Genomic DNA, 20152 nt, shown 5'->3' on the forward strand with positions numbered 1-20152 from the left:
CCCGGGCTCAGTACCGGCGCAGGCGCCCCGCGACGGCGTGGCCGACCAGCAGGTAGACCACCGCCGCGAGGCCGTAGCCCGCGACGACCCTGGCCCAGGTCTCGTCGAAGGTGAACAGATCGTGCGACCAGCCGGCGAGCCAGCGGGCCACGTCGTGGACGACCTGGACGAGGTCGTTGGCGCGGTTCGCGTCCAGCAGGTACATCAGGATCCACAGGCCGAGGATGCCGGCCATGACGTCGGCGACGAGCGCGATGACCCGTGCCGCTGTGCTGCCGTGGGAGTGCCGCGTGGGAGACATGGGCTCCGCATACCCGGACGGGCTCTGTTCGAACCCGTTCGGGTCCGCCCCGCTGGCGGCGCCCCGCGCCGGGGGTGAGGCTGCGGTGAGGACCGCTCACCCCTGGAGGCCGCTGCCGTGCCCAGCCCCGTATCCGTCCGCCGTGCCGGAGTCTCCCTCACCCTGTGCTGCACGCTGCTCGTCGGCGCGACGGCCTGCGGCAGCGACGACAAGGACGCCGAGGCCGCCGCCCCCTCGGCCAGTAGCAGCGCCGAGAAGCAGAAGTTCGCCAAGACGCGGTTCGTCGCCAACGCGGGCCTCGCGGCCGGGGCGACCTACCAGTGGATCGTGAAGCCGTTTCGCGCGGGCAAATTCAAGAAGGGCGCCGACGGCCGGCGGATCGCCCTGGTCAAGGCGGGCCTCGCGGGCGCGTTCACGTACAACAGGCTGAAGGCGGCGACGAAGAACGCGCAGGGCGACCCGGCCCTCTCCAAGGCCGTGGCACCGCTCACCGCCGGCATCGACGCGCTGAAGGACCTGCCGTCCAAGCTCCGCAAGGGCGAGTCCACGGACTCGATCGTCAACTCCTTCGACGGCGTCATCAACTCCGTGAAGGACGCCGGCAAGGGCGCGGGCGCGGAGGTCAAGGACAAGGTGCCCTCGACGGGAGAGCTGAGCAAGGGCTAGGCCGCGACTACGAGTTGAGGTCGGCCAGCACGCGCAGGGTGTGCGGGTCCGGGGCGAGGACCAGCAGGTCGGTGACCGGGCCCGCCCGCCACAGCCGAAGGCGTTCCGCGATCCGTTCGCGGGGGCCGACCAGCGAGATCTCGTCCGCGAAGGCGTCCGGTACGGCCAGCACGGCTTCCTCCCTGCGCCCCGCCAGGAACAGCTCCTGGACGCGCCGGGCCTCCTGGGCGTACCCCATCCGCGCCATCAGGTCGGCGTGGAAGTTGCGGGCCGCGTGCCCCATGCCGCCGATGTAGAAGCCGAGCATGGCCTTGACGGGAAGCAGGCCCTCGGCGACGTCGTCGCACACCTTGGCCCGCGCCATCGGGGCGATCGTGAAGCCCTCCCGCAGCTCGGTCAGCGAGGCCTCGTACACGTCGGTGCGCGTCGGCGACCAGTACAGCGGCAGCCAGCCGTCCGCGATCCGCGTCGTCTGCGCGATGTTCTTGGGCCCCTCGGCGCCGAGCAGCACGGGCAGGTCGGCCCGCAGCGGATGGGTGATCGGCTTGAGCGCCTTGCCGAGGCCGGTGCCGTCCGCCCCCCGGTAGGGGTGGGCGTGGAACCGCCCGACCAGCTCCACCGGGCCCTGTCGGCGCAGCACTTGGCGGACCACCTCGACGTACTCCCGCGTCGCGGTCAGCGGCGACCTCGGGAACGGCCGCCCGTACCAGCCCTCCACCACCTGCGGCCCGGAAAGACCGAGCCCGAGCAGCATCCGGCCCCCGGACAGATGGTCGAGCGTGAGGGCGTGCATGGCCGTGGCGACCGGGGAGCGCGCCGCCATCTGGGCGACGGCCGTGCCCAGCCGGATGCGAGTGGTCCGGGCGGCGATCCAGGTCAGCGGGGTGAAGGCGTCCGAGCCCCAGGCCTCGGCGGTCCACACCGAGTCGTAGCCGAGCCGTTCGGCCTCCTGGGCGAGGGCCAGGTGCCCGGGGTCGGGGCCGCGCCCCCAGTAGCCGAGTGCGAGCCCGAGCCGCATACGCCCTCCCGGTCACCGTCCGTACCTGACGGAGTGTCAGTCCACTGCGAAGGGGCGACTGTACGACAACGGCCCCCCGCCCGGAAGGGCGAGGGGCCGCGAGGCGCCGAGGGGGTCAGCCGCGCTGGATCCCCGTGGTGTCCTGAAGGACGCCGCGACGGCCGTCCTGCGTCTGGGCCACCAGGCCGGGACCGCGCTGCTCCACGGCCAAGTACCAGGTGCCGGGCGCCAGTTCGGCGATCGGCGTGGACGAGCCGTCCTCCGCGTACAGCGGACGCGGCACCGGCACGGCGAACCAGAACGGCGAGAAGTCGCCGGCAGCCTGCGCCTGCGCGGGCGGCGGGGTCTGCCCGGCCTGCGGCTGCGGCTGACCGCCGAAGGACTGGCCCTGCGGCTGGCCGGGCTGCCCGTAGGGGGCACCCGCCTGCGGCTGGCCCGCGCCCGGGTAGCCGTAGCCGCCCTGCGGCTGACCGCCGTAGGGGCCGGGGGCGGCCGGTCGCGGGGCACCCATGAGGGGGGCCTTCAGGGCCGGGACGACCAGCGTCGCGATCGCGCCGGCGGCGAGGACGAGAGCGGCGATCAGGCCGAGGATGAGGCCGACGCCGGCGTCGGGGGAGTTGCTGCGGCCCCCGAGGAGGTCGAAGTAGAAGCCGTAGGACTGGTCGGTGTCGAAGATCGCGCCGAGCGAGCTCCAGGCGGCGGCGATGGTGAAGGCCACACCGAGCTGGCCGAGGTCCAGGCCCACGACCTTGCGCTGCTGCGGCAGCGCGCGGCCCAGGACGATGAGCACCGCGCCGATGATGCCGAGCAGGTACACGCTCATCAGCAGGTTGCCGTTGTCCCAGGCGTTGGGCAGCTTGTCGCTGTCGCCGCCGTCGGCGTCAAGGGTGTCGAGGAACGAGGCAATGAAGAGCAACACCGCTGCTCCGATCACCACGCCGTCGCCTCGAGTGAGGGAGCGGAAATTCACTTCAGGTCCTTCGTCAGTCGTCTCGTCAGTGGAGGCGTCGCTGTCGCCGTAGTCGCGTTCGTGCCGCGGTGCGCGAAGCGCGGGGGTGGCCCCTCATCGTAGGGAGGACAATATCGTCCGTACACAGGGGGTGTCTGCTCGGGATAAAGACGTGCACGTATTGGTACGCGGACGTTCACGAGCTACTTGCGCAGGAATCCGTCGATTCCCTCGGAAATGCCCTGCGCCGCCTTCTGCCGCCACTCGCCGCTCTTCAAAAGGGCCGCGTCCTTCGGGTCCCGCATGTTGCCGCACTCGATGAACACCTTGGGCACGGTCGACAGGTTGAGGCCCCCGAGGTCGCTGCGGACGTCGAGGCCGGTGCCGCCGCCGACGTAGTTGGAGGGGGCGCTGCCGGTCGCGGCGACGAACTTCCCCGCGATGCGCTCGCCCAACTCCTTGGAGGGGGCGACGATCGCGGAGGTGTCGGCCGCGCCGCCCTTCACCTTCGCGGGCAGGATCACGTGGAATCCGCGGTTGCCCACGCCCGAGCCGTCGGCGTGCAGGGAGATCACCGCGTCCGCGCGGGCCTCGTTGCCGATCCGGGCGCGCTCGTCGACGCAGGGGCCCCAGGGGCGGTCGCCGTCCTGGGTGAACGTGACGGTGGCGCCCTGCTCTTGGAGCAGGGTCCGCAGGCGGCGGGCCACGTCCAGGGTGAACTTCGCCTCGGTGTAGCCGTCGTTCGTGGACGTGCCCGTGGTGTCGCACTCCTTGCGGTTCGTGCCGATGTCGACCTGGCGGTTGATCTCGGCGGTGTGCCGGAAGTTGCCCTCGTTGTGGCCGGGGTCGACGACGACGACCTTTCCCTTGAGGGGGCCGTTGGGGGCCGGGGCGTGCGTGGACGGCTTCGTGGTCGAATCGTTGCCGTCGCCCTTGCCGTCCTTGTCCTTTTCCTTCCCCTTGCCGGATTTCGACGGGGAGGGGGAGTCGCCGCCGTGGGGCAGGGACCCGTCGGCGGAGGCGGTGGCGGAGGCGCTCGGGGACGCCGGCAGCGCTCGCGCGGGGCCGCCGCCCTCACCGCCGGTCGCCTGATAGACCAGCCATCCGGCCAGGCAGGTGGGCACCAGCGCGGCCACCGCCACGGTCAGCGGGTGGCCGAGGCGGCGCCTGGGCGGCTGGGACGGATCGAATTCCGGACCTACGTACGACACGAGGGCGAGCCTAGCCGCGCGGTCACATCCCCGCTCCCGTTCGCCGCAGCACGCGCAGCGAGTCCGTGGCCGAGACCTCCGTGAACGCGCCGGACGCCAGAGCCCTCAGATAGACCCGGTAGGGGGCCTGGCCGGTCATGATGTCGACGGGGTCGGGGAACACGTCGTGGATGGCGAGCAGGCCGCCCTCGGCGAGGTGCGGCGCCCAGCCCTCGTAGTCCGCGGTGGCGTGTTCGTCGGTGTGGCCGCCGTCGATGAAGACCAGGCCGAGCGCCCCGCCCCACACCTTCGCCACCTGCGGCGAGCGGCCGACGACGGCGATCACGTGCTCCTCCAGGCCCGCCCGGTGCAGCGTGCGCCGGAAGGCGGGCAGCGTGTCCATCAGGCCGACCTCGGGATCGACCGTTCGGGGGTCGTGGTACTCCCAGCCCGGCTGCTGCTCCTCGCTGCCGCGGTGGTGGTCCACGGTGATCGCGCTCACCCCGGCCCGCCGGGCCGCGTCGGCGAGCAGGATCGTGGAGCGCCCGCAGTACGTGCCGACCTCCAGGAGCGGCAGTCCGAGCGCGCCGGCCCGGACGGCGGCCGCGTACAGCGCGAGCCCCTCGCCGCGCGGCATGAAGCCCTTGGCGGCCTCGAACGCGGCGAGGATCTCCGGCGTGGGCTCGGGCTCGGCGGCCATGGGGTTCCTCCAGGTCGTACGCGGGTCTGGCCGCCCATGATGCACGGCGCCCCCGCCATACGGGTGACGGGGGTGCGTGCGTACGCCACTCGGGTCAGGCGGGCAGCGCGTCGGCGCCGGTGCCGGCCTCGGCGGAGCCGGACAGGGCCAGGTCGACCCGCACCGGCTGCTCGCCCCCGTCGTGGGCGGCCGCCGAGGCGCGCGGCGCGTGGCCGGCGGCGGTGGCCGCGAGGACGTAGGAGCCGTCGGCGGGGACGGCCAGGGCGTAGTTGCCCTCCGCGTCGGTGAGGGCGGCGCCCGCCTGCTTGCCGCGGCGGTCGATCAGCGTCACCTTCGCGCGGGCCAGCGGGGCGCCGTCCGCGGTGTGCACCCGGCCCCGGAAGCCCGTGAGGGCCTCGGTCGCGCGCTCCAGGTTGGCGTCCTCCTCGCTGCTGGCGCGCAGCTGCGTGGTGGCGGGGCGGCGCGCGGAGGGCAGCAGCAGGGCGAAGAGCAGGCCGATGACGACCGCGCCCGTCGCGATCAGGAAGGAGACGCGGAAGCCGTGCATGGTGGGCACGGCGACGCCGCCGACGTGGTCCGCGGTGTTGGCGAGGACCATGCCGATCACGGCGGAGGACACCGAGGTGCCGATCGAGCGCATCAGGGTGTTGAGGCCGTTGGCCGCACCCGTCTCGGACGGGTCGACGGAGCCGATGATGAGCGCGGGCAGCGAGGAGTAGGCGAGGCCGATGCCCGCGCCGAGGACCACCGCGATGACGATGGTCTGCCAGGCGGCGCTCATCAGGCCGAGGCCCGCGCCGTAGCCGACCGCGATGATCAGCATGCCGAGGATGAGGGTCGTCTTCGGGCCGTACTTCGCCGAGAGGCGGGCGTAGACCGGCGCGGTGAACATCATCGTCAGGCCGAGCGGCATCACGCACAGACCCGCGACGACCATCGACTGCCCGAGGCCGTAGCCGGTGGCGGCGGGCAGCTGGAGCAGCTGCGGCAGGACGAGCGAGACGGCGTAGAAGGCGACGCCGACCATGATCGAGGCGAGGTTGGTGAAGAGCACCGAGCGGCGGGCGGTGGTGCGCAGGTCCACCAGCGGCGCCGTGACGCGCAGCTCCATCACGCCCCACAGGAGCAGGACGACGGCCGCGGCGGCGAACAGGCCGAGCGTGGTGCCCGAGGTCCAGCCCCAGTCGCTGCCCTTGGTGATGGGCAGCAGGAAGAGCACGAGCCCCGCCGAGAGGCCGATCGCGCCGAGCACGTCGAAGGTGCCCTCGGCCCGCATCGGGCTCTCCGGCACGAAGACGACGGTCAGCAGCATCGCGAGGACGCCGAGGCCCGCGGCGCCGAAGAACAGGGCGTGCCAGTCGGCGTGCTGCGCGGTGAGCGCGGCGAGCGGCAGCGCGAGACCGCCGCCGACGCCGATGGAGGAGCTCATCAGGGCCATCGCGGAGCCGAGCTTCTCGCGGGGCAGCTGGTCGCGCATCAGGCCGATGCCGAGCGGGATGGCGCCCATGGCGAAGCCCTGGAGCGCGCGGCCGACGATCATCACGAGCAGATCGTCGGTGAAACCGCAGACCAGCGAGCCGACGACCATCACGGCGAGGCTGGCGAGCAGCATCCTGCGCTTGCCGTAGAGGTCGCCGAGGCGCCCCATGATCGGGGTGGCGACGGCGCCCGCGAGGAGCGTGGACGTCATGACCCAGGTGGCGTTCGAGGGGGCGGTGTCCAGCAGGGCCGGCAGGTCCTTGATCACCGGCACGAGCAGGGTCTGCATCACCGCGACGACGATGCCGGAGAAGGCGAGTACGGGGACGACTCCGCGTATGCCGCGTGGGTGGGTCGTCGTCATCGACATTGCGTGGGGCCTCCGAGGCGGAAGTCGGACCCGGCGGGGGTCGGTCGGGCAGGAGATACGTGTAGCTCGAACTTGTCTCCCCGGGCGACTATTCCGATGACTGTCGTACGAGGGGAACTCTTGACCTCCTGTTGACCGGCCCCTCACCCGGGTGCTCCGGCAGGCCTTGGATCCCCGGACGCTCCGGATCGGCGGCGCGTCCGACCTTCCGCCGGAATGGAACGTGTTCTACTCTGTCGCGCTCCCGTGACCGAAGGAGAGCGCTTCGTGAAGAGCTATGTCGTCGGCGTCGGAATGACCCGGTTCGAGAAGCCCGGGACGCGCGAGTGGCAGTACTGGGACATGGCGAAGGAAGCCGGCACCAAGGCCCTTCAGGACGCCGGCATCGCCTACGACGCCATCGGGCAGGCCTGCGTCGGCCACTGCTTCCAGCCCTCGACCGCCGGGCAGCGCGCCGTCTACGAACTGGGTCTGACCGGCATCCCCGTCTACAACGTGAACAACAACTGCGCCACCGGGTCCACCGCGCTGATGACGGCCCGGCAGTTCGTCGAGGGCGGTCTGGAGGACTGCGTGCTGGCGCTCGGCTTCGAGAAGATGGCGCGCGGCTCGCTCGGGGGCGGCGGCGAGGGCGACTTCAAGACGTCCCCGGTCGCCCGCCACTACGGGATCATGGCCGCCCGGCACGGCTTCGACACGACCCCGCCCACCGCGCAGATCTTCGGCGACGCCGCCCGCGAGCACATGGAGAGGTACGGCACGACCGAGGCGCAGCTGGCCGCGGTCGGCGCCAAGAACCACCGGCACTCGGCGAACAACCCGTACGCCCAGTTCCAGGACGTGTACACCGTGGACGAGGTCCTCGCGGCCAAGACCGTCCACCGGCCGCTCACCCGGCTCCAGTGCTCCCCGACCTCGGACGGCGCGGCCGCCGCGGTCGTCGCCTCCGAACGGTTCGTGGAGCGCCGCGGCCTGGCGGAGCGGGCCGTGGAGATCACGGCCCAGGCGATGACCACCGACACCGGGGAGTCCTTCGCCTCCGGCTCCTGCGTCGACGTGGTCGGGCAGCCGATGTCGCGGGAGGCGGCGCGGCTGGCCCACGAGCGGGCGGGGCTCGGCATCGAGGACGTGGACGTCATCGAGCTGCACGACTGCTTCTCCGTCAACGAACTCCTGACGTACGAGGCGCTCGGCATGTGCGCGCCCGGCGAGTCGGGCGAGCTGGTGGAGAGCGGCGCGACGACGTACGGCGGACGCTGGGTCGTGAACCCCTCCGGCGGCCTGATCTCCAAGGGCCACCCGCTCGGCGCGACGGGCATCGCGCAGATCGCGGAGCTGACGTGGCAGCTGCGCGGCGAGGCCGGGGCCCGGCAGGTCACCGGCGCCCGGGTGGGCCTCGCGCACAACATCGGCCTCGGCGGCGCGGCGGTGGTGACGCTGCTGCGGCGGTAGGCGGACGGGAATCGTCGGACGGGCCCAGGGGCGTGGGGCCCTCAAGACCTAGGGCCTTGGACCCGGACGCATGCAGCCAATATCCGATGCCGTCCGCTCGCGGCGCTTGAGAGGATGGCTGTCATGGTCCAGACGCCCTCCACCGCTTACACCACCGCATCCGCCCCCGCCCCGCCCAAAAGGCCCGTGCCGGTGTGGGCGGTCCTGCTCACCGCCTGTGCCGGCCAGTTCCTGGTCGTCCTCGACGTGTCGGTGGTCAACACCGCGCTGCCCTCGATGCGGGCCGACCTCGGCATGAGCGCCATCGGACTCCAGTGGGTCGTCAACGCCTACTCCATCGCCTTCGCGGGCTTCATGCTGCTCGGCGGGCGGGCCGGCGACCTCTTCGGACGCAAGCGGATGTTCCTCCTCGGCCTCGGCCTGTTCACCGCCGCCTCGCTCGGCGGCGGCCTCGCGCAGGCCGACTGGCAGCTCCTCGTGGCGCGGGCCGTGCAGGGACTGGGCGCCGCGGTCCTCGCGCCCTCGACGCTGACGATCCTGACCTCCGCGGTGCCCGAGGGCCCGGCCCGGATACGGGCGATCGGCGTCTGGTCCGCGGTCGGCGCGGGCGGCGGCGCGGCCGGCGGCCTGGTCGGCGGGGTCCTGACCGACCTGCTCTCCTGGCGCTGGGTGCTCCTGATCAACGTACCGATCGGCGCGCTGGTGATCGTCGCGGGCCTGGCCTGGCTCACCGAGAGCAGGGCGGGACAGGCCCGCCGCCTCGACGTGCCGGGCGCGGTGCTCGTCACCGCCGGGCTCGCCACCCTCGCGTACGGCATCGTGCAGACCGAGGAGAAGGGCTGGACGGCGGCCGCGACGCTGGTGCCGCTCGCGGCCGGGCTCGCGCTGCTCGGCGCCTTCCTCGTGGTGGAGGCGCGCACCAAGGTGCCGCTGATGCCGCTGAAGCTGTTCCGGGTGCGCTCGGTGTCGGCGGCGAACGCCGCGATGTTCGTGTGCGGCGCCGGAATGTTCGCCATGTGGATGTTCATGACGCTCTACGCCCAGAACGTCCTCGGCTACTCCCCGCTGACGGCCGGCCTCGCCCTCATCCCGTCCTCCCTCACCATCGTCCTCGGCTCGATGCTGGCGCCGCGCGTGATGCCGGTGCTCGGCGCGAAGAACGTCTCCGTGCTCGGCATCGTGGTGGCCGCCGCCGGCTTCGGCTGGCAGTCGACGATGACCGTCGACGGGTCGTACGTCACCTCGATCATGCTGCCCGGCATCGTGATGATGTTCGGCGCGGGCCTCGCCACGACCCCGCTCGCCTCGCTGGCCACCTCCGGGGCGGCGCCGGGCGACGCCGGACTCGTCTCGGGCCTGGTCAACACCTCCCGCACGATGGGCGGCGCGCTCGGCCTCGCGGTGCTCTCCACGGTGGCCGCCGCCCAGATGGACGGCTCGACCTCGCGCCAGGCCCTGACGGACGGCTACGCCATGGCGTTCCGCACGAGCGGGTTCATCCTGCTGGCGGGCGTGGTGGTCCTGCTGCTGTGGATGCCGGGGACGAAGCGGGCGGCCCAGGCCTCCGAGTAGCGCCTGCGCCGGTCTAGAGCCAGCCGCGCTGCCGGGCCTCCCGTACCGCCTCCATGCGGTTGCGGGTGCCCGTCTTGCCGATGGCCGCGGAGAGGTAGTTCCGCACGGTCGACTCCGACAGGCACAGCTCGCCCGCGATGTCGGCGACCGTGGCGCCGTCCACCGACGCCTTGAGCACGTCCGTCTCCCGGCCGGTCAGCGGGCTGGGGCCGGCGCTCAGCGCGGCCGCGGCGAGCCCCGGGTCGACGACGGTCTCGCCCCGCAGCGCCCGGCGGATCGCCTCGGCCAGGTCCTCGACGGGACCGTCCTTGACGAGGAAGCCGACGGCGCCCGCCTCCATGGCGCGGCGCAGATACCCGGGCCTGCCGAACGTGGTGAGGATCAGGACCCGGCAGTCGGGGCACTCCTCGCGCAGGTCGGCGGCGGCGTCCAGGCCGCTGCGGCCCGGCAGCTCGATGTCCAGCAGCGCCACGTCGGGACGGGTGGTCAGGGCCGCGTCCACGATGAGGTCGCCCGCGCCGACCTGGGCGACGACCTCGATGTCCTCCTCCATGCCGAGCAGCAGCGCGAGCGCGCCGCGCATCATGCCCTGGTCCTCGGCGAGCAGGACTCTCACGGATTTCGCCGGGCGGTGGTCCCGGGGCATCTCTGTCACGGGAAGAGGATAGGGCGGACGGCGAGGCGGGCGGGTGACGGCAGACCGGCCGCGCCGGGGTCACTCGGGTGAGACGCGCGGGGCGATCGGGTGACCTCCCGTGTGCCCGAGGCCGGCGGGCGGCGCCGACCGCCAGGGTGCTGGGTGACCTTTCCCTTGCTTCCCACTGGAGGAATCATGCGTTCACGGACCGCACTCGCCGCCCTGGCACTGGCCGCCACCTCCCTGCTCGGCGGCGCGGCCACCGCGGTCGCCGACGCCGGCCCCGGCTACCCGCAGGAGAGGCAGGACCGGCCCAAGTACGTCGTCAGCGCCGTCAACTCCCTGGGCGAGAGCGACCTGCCGCCCTGCTACCGGGACCTCTACGCCACCCCGTCCGCCACGATCTGTTTCTGACGGACGGTTCCGGTGGCCGGATCCGGCTCGGTGACCGGCAGCACGGCCGTCACCCGGAAGCCTGATCCGGCCACCGGGCCCGAGGTGAGGGAGCCGCCCGCCGCCGCGAGCCGTTCGGCCAGGCCCTTCAGCCCACTGCCGGGCGGCCCCGCTGCCTCGCCGCGCCCGTCGTCGGCGATCACCAGGCGGGCCTGCCCGGCGCCGCCGAAGACCTCGATCTCGCAGCGGGTGGCCCCGGCGTGCCGTACGACGTTGGTGGCGCACTCGCGCACCACCCAGCCGAGCAGTGCCGCCGTCGGCGGGGCGAGCGGCGGCCCCGACTGGCGGACGGCCGCCTCGACGCCGGCGGCCTCCAGGAGGTCGCGGGCACGGTCGAGTTCGGTGGCGAGGCTGCCCTCGCGGTAGCCGGTGACGGCCTCGCGGATCTCGGTGAGCGCCTGCCGTCCGACGGACTCGATGTCGGTGACCTGGCCGAGCGCCGCGTCCAGGTCGCGGGGGGCCAGGCGCCGGGTGGCCTCCGCCTTGACGACGATCACCGAGAGCGTGTGCCCGAGCAGGTCGTGCAGGTCGCGGGAGAAGCGCAGGCGTTCCTTCTCGACGGCGGCGCGGGCCAGCTCCTCGCGGGCGGCGCGCAGGTCCTTGACGGTCTCCGACAGGGCGAGGATCGCCGCCGTCACCATCACGGACAAGAACGTGCCGTACGCGATGCCGGTCGCCTCCCAGCCTTCGCGCACCCCGCCGACGACCGCCGCGGCGACGCTCAGGCCGAAGGCCGCCGGGGCGAGCTGCCGGCCCCGCAGCACCGAGCCGGTGGCCAGGCCCAGCAGGGGGAAGAACATCAGCCAGCTCCCGCCGTAGCCGAGGGCGAGGCCCAGGGTGATCGCGGTGAGCCCGGCGAGCAGCCACCGCGTCCGCCGGGCCTGCCGCGCCTCCTTGACGAAGGCCCGGAAGACGACGGTGACGTACAGGGAGTTGAAGGCGAGCAGGCCGAGGGCGCCGATCCAGGGGTTCGGTGTCCTGCCCTGGAGGAGGTTGGAGAAGGAGCCCATGCCCATCAGGAGCCAGGGCAGCATCGCGAAGCCGTTGGGCGGGCCCAGCTCCTCGGGCCCGGCGCGGCCGCACTTCTTCCGGGCGCGGGCATGGGCGCGGAAGCGGGCGAGCCGGCTCCCCGCGCCGGCCTCCCGGCCGAAGAACCGCGGGGTGCGGGCCGGCCGGCCGGGCGTGTCCTGGGATGTCGTTCTCATGGTGACGACGGTACGGAGCGGGGCGCGGCGGCGGCAGGTGCGGTTGTCCCGACTCGGCCGGTACGCCTGTGCCGGCCCGGCCGGGACAAAAGTCACCGATACCCGACGGACCTGACGTGCTGTCAGCGGCCTTCCCAACTCCCCGCGCCTCGGCTATACATGGGACGCCGGACTGGAACGCGTTCTAGAACGGCCCGGTTGCGGCCTCGGTGCGGTCGACGGTGCGGACGGCCGCACCGAGGTCTTCCGCCGTCGGCCCAGGAGCCCAAGGAGTCGCCACCCCATGCCCATTGACGCCGCGAAGGCCGTGGCCGCCGAACCCCGGACGACCGAGATCGCCTGGGACCACAAGGACGTCCAGCTCTACCACCTGGGTCTGGGCGCGGGCCTGCCCGCCACCGATCCCGCCGAACTGCGCTACACCCTGGAGTCCCGGCTGCACGTCCTGCCCAGCTTCGCCACCGTCGCGGGCGCCGGCATGGGCGTGGTCGGCGGGCTGTCCGCGCCCGGCATCGAGGTGGACCTGGCCGCGGTGCTGCACGGCGGCCAGGCCCTCACCCTGCACCGCCCCCTTCCCGTCCGGGGCGAGGCGCTCTCCACGTCCCGGGTCGCCGCGGTGTACGACAAGGGCAAGGCCGCGGTCCTCGTCCTGCGCACCGAGGCCGCCGACGCCGAGGGCCCGCTGTGGACGAGCGACGCGCAGATCTACGTACGCGGCGAAGGCGGCTTCGGCGGCGACCGCGGCCCCGCCGATCGCCCGCCCGCCCCGCAGGGCGAGCCCGACCTGGTGGTCGAGCGGCCCGTCCGCGAGGACCAGGCGCTGCTCTACCGCCTCTCCGGCGACTGGAACCCGCTGCACGCCGACCCCGAGTTCGCGAGGCTCGCCGGATTCGACAGGCCGATCCTGCACGGCCTGTGCACCTACGGCATGACGCTCAAGGCCGTCGTCGACACCCTGCTCGGCGGCGACGTGTCCCGGGTGCGCGGGTACAGCACGCGCTTCACCGGGATCGTCTTCCCCGGCGAGACCCTGCGGATCCGCGTGTGGCGGGGCGAGGGCCGCGTGGCGGCGGCGGTCACGTCGGTCGAGCGGGACGACGCGCCGGTCCTCGCCGACACCGTCGTCGAGTACGCCTGACCCCCTGTCAGGCCACCGGCTTCACCAGCCGTACCGGCTTCACCGAGTCTTCTTCGTACGAGAGGAGGCCGCGCCATGCGCGCAGCCGTACTGCACGAGATAGGCCAGGACAAGCTGGAGGTCCTCGACGACGTCGAGGCGCTGGGCTTCGGCCCCGGCAAGGTACGCATCCGGGTCCGGGCCACCGGCCTGTGCCACTCCGACGTCTCCGCGATGAGCGGCGTGCTGCCGCAGCCCGCGCCCTTCGTCCCCGGCCACGAGGGCGCCGGCGAGATCATCGAGGTGGGCGACGGCGTGCGGGGCCTCGCGCCGGGGGACCGGGCGCTGATCTGCTGGCTGCCCGCGTGCGGCGCCTGCCCCGCATGCAGGCGCGGCGAGACCCATCTGTGCCTCGCCGGTTTCCTGAACGCGGGCACCCCCAACTTCAGGCGCCCCGGGGGAGACGTCTTCGGCTTCGCGGGCACCGGCACGTTCACCGAGGAGGTCGTGGTGGCCGCCGGGTGCGCCGTGCCGATCCCCGACGACGTGCCCTTCGACATCGCGGCCCTCATCGGCTGCGGGGTGACGACGGGGCTCGGCGCGGCCATCAACACCGCCGACGTGGCGGCCGGTTCGTCGGTCGCCGTCATCGGCTGCGGCGGCGTCGGCGTCTCCGCGATCCAGGGCGCCCGACTCAAGGGCGCGGCCCAGATCGTCGCGGTCGACCCGGTCGCCTCGCGCCGCGAGGCCGCTCTCGGGTTCGGCGCGACGGAGGCCGTCGCCCCCGAGGAGCTGACGGACGCCAAGCAGCGGATCACCGGCGGTGAGGGCTTCGACTACGTCTTCGAGGTCGTCGGCAGGTCCGCCACGGCCCGCACGGCGTACGAGGCGACGCGGCGCGGCGGCACGCTGTGCGTCGTCGGCGCCGGGGCCATGGACGACCACCTGCGGCTCAACATGTTCGAGCTGTTCTTCGACGAGAAGCGGATCCTGCCCTCCCTGTACGGCGGGGGCGACGTCCTGCGGTCGTACGAGCGGGCCATCGCGCTGTGGCGGGCGGGCCGCATCGACCTGGAGCACATGATCACGCACCGCGTGCGGCTCGGCGAGATCAACGAGGCCCTGGAGCAGATGCGCACCGGGACCGCCCTGCGCACGTGCATCGAGATCTGAGAGGCCGTACGAGATCTGGGAGGCGTACGAGGTCTGAGGGGCCGCAAGGGATCTGAGGGGCCATACGGGATCTGGGAGGACAAGGATGTCACTGCCACTTGAGGGCCTGGCCGCGATCGTCACCGGCGCGGGGCGCGGGCTGGGGCGCGCCGAGGCCCTGGAACTGGCCCGGCTCGGCGCGAGCGTCGTCGTGAACGACTTCGGGCGGCCGGGCCGCGACGGCTCCGGCGAGGCGTCGGCGGCGCCCGCCGAGGAGGTCGCCGAGCAGATCCGGGCCGTGGGCGGGCACGCCGTCGCCCACACCGGCGACGTCGCCGACCACGGACAGGCGCACGCCCTGGTGGAGTCGGCGATCGAGGCGTACGGGAAGCTGGACATCCTCGTCAACAACGCGGGCATCCTGCGGGACCGGATGATCTTCTCGATGAGCGAGGACGAGTGGGACTCGGTCGTCCGTGTCCACCTCAAGGGCCACTTCAACACCACCCGCTTCGCGTCCGCCCACTGGCGCGAGCGCTCCAAGGCGGCGGGCGGGCCGGTGTACGGGCGGATCGTCAACACCTCCTCGGAGGCCTTCCTCGCCGGATCGGCGGGCCAGCCCAACTACGCGGCGGCCAAGGGCGGCATCGTCGGTCTGACGACGTCGACCGCGCTGGCGCTCGCCAAGTACGGCGTGACGGCCAACGCGATCTGCCCCCGAGCGCGGACCCGCATGACCGAGGACGTCTTCCGGGGCTTCCAGGAGCCGTCCGACGGCCGCCTCGACCCGCTCTCCCCCGAACATGTCCCGCCCCTGGTGGGCTACCTCGCCTCACCCGCCGCCGCCAGGGTCAACGGCCAGCTGCTCGTCGTGCACGGCGGCATGGTCGCGATCGTCGAACGCCCCAAGGTGGCGGCGAAGTTCGACGCGGCGAAGGAGGCGTTCACGTACGACGAGCTGGACGAGCTGCTCACGCCGTACTACGCGGACCGCCCGCCGAACGAGACATTCGCGGCCGCCGAGGTCCTCGGGCTCAAAAGGAGCTGAACAAAAGGGCGAGGGAAGGGGGGCGGCGACGGGAAAGTCCCGCCCCCGCGCCGCTCGTGGCGGCAGGGGAGCGGGACTTCTGCGCGAGGCGCCGCGGGTCACGGCGCGACGCGTCGCTCAGGAATCCGCAGGCTGCCTGCGGTGGCGGCCCCGCGGCGCCGTGGCCTCGTCGTGCTCGGCCACCGGACCCCGGTGCCTACCCGCGCCGGAGTGGGCGCCGGTCTGCGAGGCGGCGTGCGCCCCTTGCCACCGCTCGGTGTCCCACTGCGTCTCCGTACCGGTCTCGGTCGACATCTCGTTACTCACCCCGTAAGAAGATCCTTCGTACAACCGAGCGAGTCTAACCGGCCGCCACCCGGCCGGTCAGGGGTGCCTGCTGCAACGGGACGGGCCGGGTCGGGGTGGGCGGTGCCGGCTCGATCCGCGTCGCTCCGGGAGGGGCCTGCGCGGGCGCGGGGAGCCGCGCGACACCGCAGGGCACCGCATGCGTCGCAAAGGGAAGGTGCAGCTCGCCGTCCTTCGTCCACCGCCCCGAACCGGCCAACCAGCCCTCGGGGGCGCGCAGTTGACGAAGGCGCCGTTCGGCGGGCCGCCAGACGCCGAGCCAGGTGCCGGCCGCGCCGTCGATCCGCAGCGCCACCGCGCAGCCCTCGGGCAGGAGCGTCTGCCCCGGCTGGATCGCGAACGGCGTCACCGCGCAGTCCGCCAGTCGCAGCGATTCCGGGAAGCGCACCGGCAGGGCGCTGCCCAGCACGCCCCAGCCCAGTCGGTCGTGGCCCGGCGCGTTCGAGCGGATGAGGAGCAGGCCGCTGTCGGCGTCGGCGAGCAGCAGCCGGTCGTCGCTCTCCTCGGTGATCTGGAGCAGCGGCGAGACCTCGCCGCCGCGCTCCAGATCGACCGCCACCGTCTTGACGTTGCCGCCGTACTCCCGGTCCAGGGCGAGCAGGCGCCCCGGGCGGTCCAGCCAGACGCCGCCCGAGCAGCGCCCCGGCACCTCGGCGACATGCTCGGGCCCGAACGAGCCGCCCGCCACCAGCCAGACGTCCGTCGAGCGGGCGCCGACCGCGAGGGCGTAGGCGCGGGTCCCGCAGGGGGCGGGCGGCAGCAGCCGCAGGGTGCCCTGGCACTCCACGGAGCCGAGCGGCACCTCGCCGGTCTCCGGGCCCGTCGGGTAGAGCAGCGCGAAGGCGTGCCGTCCGTCCACCAGCCGGTGGATGAGGACGCGGCCGTCGGACATCGGCAGCACTTCGGTGCCGGGCTCCTCGGGCTGGTGGCCGGCCAGCGGCACCACGTAGGGCTCGGGGGAGTCGAGCGTCCAGCGCTCGGGGAACCACGATTCGCCCCGCCTGGCGAGCCGCGCCGCGTAGGAACCGTCCACCGTGATCGTTGCCGCTGTCATCGTTTCGGTGCCACCTCCGGACCTGAAGCTAGTTTCGTCCGCACTGGCGTGGCATGGGTGGCCGTCCGCTTCACACGGAAGGGTGGAGATGTCCCGGTTCGCCTGAGAAGCGGGGGGTGGCTGTGCACTCCACCCCTGCGTGGGTGTCCGGGCACGGTCCGTCACGGGAGACCTGCCGGTCACGGCGGGAAGGTAGCCTTTCCCCGTGCCCCGTCTGTCTGAAGTCATCGCCTCCCTCGACGCCCTGTGGCCCGCCGATCTGGCCGAGAGCTGGGACGCGGTCGGCACGGTCTGCGGAGACCCCGACGCGGAGGTCTCCCGGGTCCTCTTCGCCGTCGACCCGGTCCAGGAGATCGCCGACGAGGCGGTGCGCCTCGGCGCCCAGCTCCTGGTCACCCACCACCCGCTCTACCTGCGCGGCACGACGACGGTCGCGGCGTCCACCTTCAAGGGCCGCGTCGTCCACGACCTCATCAAGCACGACATCGCCCTGCACGTCGCGCACACCAACGCCGACCGCGCCGACCCCGGCGTCTCCGACGCGCTCGCGGGCGCCCTCGACCTGCGGGTCGTACGCCCCCTCGTGCCGGACCCCGCCGACCGGCAGGGCCGCCGCGGACTCGGCAGGATCTGCGAGCTCGACCACCCGCTGACCCTCGCCGAACTCGCCGAGCACGCGGCCAAGCGGCTGCCCGCCACCGCGCAGGGCATCCGCGTCGCGGGCGACCCGGACACCCCGATCAGGACCATCGCGGTCAGCGGCGGCTCCGGCGACAGCCTCTTCGACGACGTACGCGCCGCGGGAGTGGACGCCTTCCTCACCGCCGACCTGCGCCACCACCCGGCGTCCGAGGCCCGCGAGCGCACGCCGCTCGCGCTGCTCGACGCCGCCCACTGGGCCACCGAGTGGCCCTGGTGCGAGCTGGCCGCAGCCCAGCTCGACGAGATCTCCGACCGGAACGGATGGGGACTTCGCGTCCACGTCTCGCACACGGTCACCGACCCCTGGACCGCCCACGCGGCGTCCACCCCCTCGCACACCTCTCAATCCACAGGAGCCCCCAACTGAACGCCGCGCCCGCCGACCAGATCCGCCTTCTCGACCTCCAGACCCTGGACACGCGTCTCCAGCAGCTCGCGCACAAGAAGAGGTCGCTGCCCGAGCACGACGAGATCGACTCGCTGACCAAGGACCTGACGCAGCTGCGCGACCTGCTCGTCGCCGCGACGACCGAGGAGAGCGACTGCGCCCGCGAGCAGACCAAGGCGGAGCAGGACGTCGACCAGGTCCGCCAGCGCGCCAACCGCGACCAGCAGCGCCTGGACTCCGGCGCGGTCACCTCCCCCAAGGACCTGGAGAACCTCCAGAAGGAGATCGTCTCCCTCGCCAAGCGCCAGGGTGACCTGGAGGACGTCGTCCTGGAGGTCATGGAGCGCCGCGAGTCCGCGCAGGAGCGGGTCGCCGAGCTGACCGGACGGGTCTCCTCCGTCCAGTCGAAGATCGACGACGCGACGGGCCGCAGGGACGCCGCGTTCGAGGAGCTGGACGGCGAGGCCGCGACGGTCACCAAGGAGCGCGAGGTCGTGGCGGGTTCGATCCCGGCCGACCTGCTCAAGCTCTACGACAAGCTCCGCGGGCAGCAGGGCGGCGTCGGCGCGGCCAAGCTCTACCAGCGGCGCTGCGAGGGCTGCCGCCTGGAGCTCAACATCACCGAGGTCAACGAAGTGAAGGCGGCCTCCCCGGACACCGTCCTGCGCTGCGAGAACTGCCGCCGCATCCTGATCCGTACGTCCGAGTCCGGCCTGTAGGGACCGCCGGCCGTGCGCGAGTTCATCGTCGAGGCCGACGGCGGCTCCCGGGGCAACCCGGGGCCCGCCGGCTACGGCTCCGTGGTCATCGACGCGGCCACGGGGGAGACCCTGATGGAGGCCGCGGAGTACATCGGCGTCGCGACGAACAACGTCGCGGAGTACAAGGGCCTGGTGGCCGGCCTGAAGGCGGCCCACCGGCTGGATCCGGCGGCCTCGGTGCGGGTCCGCATGGACTCCAAGCTCGTCGTCGAGCAGATGTCGGGCCGCTGGAAGATCAAGCACCCCGCCATGAAGCCGCTCGCCGCCGAGGCCGCGCGGGTCTTCCCGCCGTCCCAGGTGACGTACGAGTGGATCCCGCGCGAGCGCAACAAGCACGCGGACCGGCTCGCGAACGAGGCGATGGACGCGGGCAAGCGGGGCGAGCGGTGGTCGCCGTCGACGTCCACGGCGGACCTCGACGCCGGCGCCGCGCGGACGGCAGCCGCGGCGCCCGGGCCGTCGGGCCCCCCGGGGGACGCGGCAGCGGGCGCGGCCAAGGCGCGGGCGGCCCTCGCGGAGGCGTGGGGGGCGGGCACGTCCGGCCCCGAGGCCTTGGCCTCGCTCGTCTCCCGTATGGACGGGGCGCAGGCTCCGCCCGTCTCCCGTATGGACGGGACGCAGGCTCCGCCCGTTGCGACGGTCGCGGCCGACGTAAGGGCCGCGACCAGCGGGGCCGAGGGGCCTGACGGGCCTGATCGGCCTGATGGGGCCAGCGTGACCGACGTGGCTGACGCGAACGATGCGACTGACGTGACCGACGCGGCTGACGTGACCGGCGTGACCGACGTGACCGATGCGGCTGGCGCGACCGACGTGACTGGCGCGACCCGCGCGACCGATGCGGCCGACGTGACCGCTGCGGCTGACGCGGCCGGGGGGACCCCTGCTGGCGCCGGGGAGAGGGCCGATCGGCGGGCGGCGAGCAGTGCCGCGCGGACACCGCCCGTCGGCTGGGCGGCCCCCGCCGACCTCGGGGCGCCCGCCACCTTCGTACTGCTGCGGCACGGCGAGACCGCGCTCACGCCCCAGAAGCGGTTCTCCGGCAGCGGCGGCTCCGACCCGTCCCTGTCGGACGTGGGGCGCGAGCAGGCGCGCCGCGCCGCGGCCGCCTTCGCCGCGCGCGGCACCATCCAGGCCGTCGTCTCCTCGCCCCTCAGACGCTGCCAGGAGACCGCCCACACCGTTGCCGCCCGCCTCGGACTCGACGTCCGTATCGAGGAGGGCCTGCGCGAGACGGACTTCGGTGCGTGGGAGGGGCTGACCTTCGGCGAGGTGCGCGAGCGGGACCCCGAGCAGCTGACCGCCTGGCTGGCCTCACCGGAGGCGGCGCCGCCGGGCGGCGAGTCGTTCGCGGCGGTCGCCCACCGGGTCGCGGCCGCACGCGACCGGCTGACCAAGGCGTACGCGGGCCGCACCGTCCTGCTCGTCACCCACGTCACGCCCATCAAGACGCTGGTGCGCCTCGCGCTCGGCGCCCCGCCGGAGTCCCTCTTCCGCATGGAACTCGCGGCGGCCTCGGTGTCCGCGGTGGCGTACTACGCCGACGGCAACGCCTCGCTGCGCCTCCTGAACGACACCTCGCACCTGCGCTAG

At 73.3% G+C, this 20152-nt stretch carries 20 protein-coding genes; 10 read left to right on the forward strand and 10 right to left on the reverse strand.

Annotation, left to right across the window (positions count from 1 at the left end):
• Nucleotides 1-7: 7 nt before the first annotated feature.
• Nucleotides 8-301, reverse strand: a complete 294-nt coding sequence (locus tag ACZ5GP_RS03615) for a hypothetical protein (RefSeq protein WP_358579962.1) — start codon at nucleotides 299-301, stop codon at nucleotides 8-10.
• Between the two features lie 117 nt (nucleotides 302-418).
• Here ACZ5GP_RS03615 and ACZ5GP_RS03620 point away from each other — a divergent pair, with 117 nt between their 5' ends.
• The gene (locus ACZ5GP_RS03620; RefSeq protein WP_468749206.1) at nucleotides 419-967 is read left to right on the forward strand and encodes a hypothetical protein; all 549 of its coding nucleotides are present in this window, start codon (nucleotides 419-421) and stop codon (nucleotides 965-967) included.
• Nucleotides 968-974: 7 nt separating this feature from the next.
• Here the strand turns inward: ACZ5GP_RS03620 and ACZ5GP_RS03625 are convergent, their stop codons facing one another.
• From ACZ5GP_RS03625 to ACZ5GP_RS03645, 5 genes are all read right to left on the reverse strand, one after another.
• Entirely contained in the window at nucleotides 975-1985 is a 1011-nt protein-coding gene (locus ACZ5GP_RS03625; protein ID WP_468749207.1) for an LLM class F420-dependent oxidoreductase, read from the reverse strand.
• Between the two features lie 115 nt (nucleotides 1986-2100).
• Entirely contained in the window at nucleotides 2101-2955 is an 855-nt protein-coding gene (locus ACZ5GP_RS03630; protein WP_468749208.1) for a hypothetical protein, read from the reverse strand.
• Nucleotides 2956-3137: 182 nt separating this feature from the next.
• Nucleotides 3138-4145, reverse strand: a complete 1008-nt coding sequence (locus tag ACZ5GP_RS03635; protein WP_468749209.1) for an N-acetylmuramoyl-L-alanine amidase — start codon at nucleotides 4143-4145, stop codon at nucleotides 3138-3140.
• A gap of 22 nt (nucleotides 4146-4167) precedes the next feature.
• On the reverse strand, nucleotides 4168-4824 hold the full coding sequence (locus ACZ5GP_RS03640; RefSeq protein ID WP_468749210.1) for a class I SAM-dependent methyltransferase: 657 nt from the start codon (nucleotides 4822-4824) through the stop codon (nucleotides 4168-4170).
• Nucleotides 4825-4918: 94 nt separating this feature from the next.
• Nucleotides 4919-6673 (reverse strand): MFS transporter, encoded by a 1755-nt coding sequence (locus ACZ5GP_RS03645; protein WP_468749211.1) that lies wholly within the window; start codon nucleotides 6671-6673, stop codon nucleotides 4919-4921.
• Between the two features lie 267 nt (nucleotides 6674-6940).
• Between ACZ5GP_RS03645 and ACZ5GP_RS03650 the strand changes: the two genes are divergently transcribed.
• The gene (locus tag ACZ5GP_RS03650; protein ID WP_468749212.1) at nucleotides 6941-8125 is read left to right on the forward strand and encodes a lipid-transfer protein; all 1185 of its coding nucleotides are present in this window, start codon (nucleotides 6941-6943) and stop codon (nucleotides 8123-8125) included.
• A gap of 123 nt (nucleotides 8126-8248) precedes the next feature.
• Entirely contained in the window at nucleotides 8249-9697 is a 1449-nt protein-coding gene (locus ACZ5GP_RS03655) for an MFS transporter (protein ID WP_468749213.1), read from the forward strand.
• Between the two features lie 13 nt (nucleotides 9698-9710).
• Here ACZ5GP_RS03655 and ACZ5GP_RS03660 read toward each other — a convergent pair whose 3' ends face one another.
• A complete protein-coding gene (locus ACZ5GP_RS03660; protein WP_468749674.1) occupies nucleotides 9711-10343 on the reverse strand; it encodes a response regulator in 633 nt (210 codons plus the stop codon).
• Nucleotides 10344-10529: 186 nt separating this feature from the next.
• Here ACZ5GP_RS03660 and ACZ5GP_RS03665 point away from each other — a divergent pair, with 186 nt between their 5' ends.
• Nucleotides 10530-10748, forward strand: coding sequence for a hypothetical protein (locus tag ACZ5GP_RS03665; RefSeq protein ID WP_468749214.1), 219 nt, complete (start codon nucleotides 10530-10532; stop codon nucleotides 10746-10748).
• Here the strand turns inward: ACZ5GP_RS03665 and ACZ5GP_RS03670 are convergent.
• Nucleotides 10715-11992 carry a sensor histidine kinase gene (locus ACZ5GP_RS03670; RefSeq protein WP_468749215.1) on the reverse strand — a complete coding sequence of 426 codons (1278 nt, stop codon included), beginning with the start codon at nucleotides 11990-11992 and terminating at the stop codon, nucleotides 10715-10717. The genes ACZ5GP_RS03665 and ACZ5GP_RS03670 overlap by 34 nt on opposite strands.
• 283 nt (nucleotides 11993-12275) lie before the next feature.
• On the opposite strand from ACZ5GP_RS03670, the gene ACZ5GP_RS03675 reads away from it, so the two are divergent.
• From ACZ5GP_RS03675 to ACZ5GP_RS03685, 3 genes are all read left to right on the forward strand, one after another.
• Nucleotides 12276-13130 carry a MaoC/PaaZ C-terminal domain-containing protein gene (locus ACZ5GP_RS03675; RefSeq protein WP_468749216.1) on the forward strand — a complete coding sequence of 285 codons (855 nt, stop codon included), beginning with the start codon at nucleotides 12276-12278 and terminating at the stop codon, nucleotides 13128-13130.
• 75 nt (nucleotides 13131-13205) lie between these two features.
• Complete coding sequence (locus ACZ5GP_RS03680) at nucleotides 13206-14282, forward strand: Zn-dependent alcohol dehydrogenase (protein WP_468749217.1); 1077 nt, start codon at nucleotides 13206-13208, stop codon at nucleotides 14280-14282.
• An 85-nt stretch (nucleotides 14283-14367) separates the two neighbouring features.
• Nucleotides 14368-15309: a 3-oxoacyl-ACP reductase gene (locus tag ACZ5GP_RS03685; RefSeq protein ID WP_468749218.1), complete on the forward strand. Its 942-nt coding sequence runs from the start codon at nucleotides 14368-14370 to the stop codon at nucleotides 15307-15309.
• A 117-nt stretch (nucleotides 15310-15426) separates the two neighbouring features.
• Here the strand turns inward: ACZ5GP_RS03685 and ACZ5GP_RS03690 are convergent, their stop codons facing one another.
• Nucleotides 15427-15615: a hypothetical protein gene (locus ACZ5GP_RS03690; RefSeq protein WP_468749219.1), complete on the reverse strand. Its 189-nt coding sequence runs from the start codon at nucleotides 15613-15615 to the stop codon at nucleotides 15427-15429.
• Between the two features lie 34 nt (nucleotides 15616-15649).
• Nucleotides 15650-16708, reverse strand: coding sequence for a hypothetical protein (locus tag ACZ5GP_RS03695; protein ID WP_468749220.1), 1059 nt, complete (start codon nucleotides 16706-16708; stop codon nucleotides 15650-15652).
• 205 nt (nucleotides 16709-16913) lie between these two features.
• Here ACZ5GP_RS03695 and ACZ5GP_RS03700 point away from each other — a divergent pair, with 205 nt between their 5' ends.
• Genes ACZ5GP_RS03700 through ACZ5GP_RS03710 form a run of 3 tightly spaced genes read left to right on the forward strand, consistent with a single transcriptional unit; the run spans nucleotide 16914 to nucleotide 20152 of the window.
• Complete coding sequence (locus tag ACZ5GP_RS03700) at nucleotides 16914-17777, forward strand: Nif3-like dinuclear metal center hexameric protein (protein WP_468749221.1); 864 nt, start codon at nucleotides 16914-16916, stop codon at nucleotides 17775-17777.
• Entirely contained in the window at nucleotides 17774-18517 is a 744-nt protein-coding gene (locus ACZ5GP_RS03705; protein ID WP_468749675.1) for a zinc ribbon domain-containing protein, read from the forward strand. The genes ACZ5GP_RS03700 and ACZ5GP_RS03705 overlap by 4 nt, the downstream gene beginning before the upstream one ends.
• A 12-nt stretch (nucleotides 18518-18529) precedes the next feature.
• A complete protein-coding gene (locus ACZ5GP_RS03710) occupies nucleotides 18530-20152 on the forward strand; it encodes a bifunctional RNase H/acid phosphatase (RefSeq protein WP_468749222.1) in 1623 nt (540 codons plus the stop codon).

The organism is Streptomyces sp. NPDC031466 (genome assembly GCF_055581265.1).

Coding starts and splice junctions, on each gene's coding strand:
- ACZ5GP_RS03625 (WP_468749207.1), bottom strand. CDS start 1,985: ATGCGGCTCGGGCTCGCACTCGGCTACTGGGGGCGCGGCCCCGACCCC.
- ACZ5GP_RS03660 (WP_468749674.1), bottom strand. CDS start 10,343: ATGCCCCGGGACCACCGCCCGGCGAAATCCGTGAGAGTCCTGCTCGCC.
- ACZ5GP_RS03680 (WP_468749217.1), top strand. CDS start 13,206: ATGCGCGCAGCCGTACTGCACGAGATAGGCCAGGACAAGCTGGAGGTC.
- ACZ5GP_RS03685 (WP_468749218.1), top strand. CDS start 14,368: ATGTCACTGCCACTTGAGGGCCTGGCCGCGATCGTCACCGGCGCGGGG.
- ACZ5GP_RS03670 (WP_468749215.1), bottom strand. CDS start 11,992: ATGAGAACGACATCCCAGGACACGCCCGGCCGGCCGGCCCGCACCCCG.
- ACZ5GP_RS03655 (WP_468749213.1), top strand. CDS start 8,249: ATGGTCCAGACGCCCTCCACCGCTTACACCACCGCATCCGCCCCCGCC.
- ACZ5GP_RS03695 (WP_468749220.1), bottom strand. CDS start 16,708: ATGACAGCGGCAACGATCACGGTGGACGGTTCCTACGCGGCGCGGCTC.
- ACZ5GP_RS03615 (WP_358579962.1), bottom strand. CDS start 301: ATGTCTCCCACGCGGCACTCCCACGGCAGCACAGCGGCACGGGTCATC.
- ACZ5GP_RS03675 (WP_468749216.1), top strand. CDS start 12,276: ATGCCCATTGACGCCGCGAAGGCCGTGGCCGCCGAACCCCGGACGACC.
- ACZ5GP_RS03665 (WP_468749214.1), top strand. CDS start 10,530: ATGCGTTCACGGACCGCACTCGCCGCCCTGGCACTGGCCGCCACCTCC.
- ACZ5GP_RS03640 (WP_468749210.1), bottom strand. CDS start 4,824: ATGGCCGCCGAGCCCGAGCCCACGCCGGAGATCCTCGCCGCGTTCGAG.
- ACZ5GP_RS03645 (WP_468749211.1), bottom strand. CDS start 6,673: ATGTCGATGACGACGACCCACCCACGCGGCATACGCGGAGTCGTCCCC.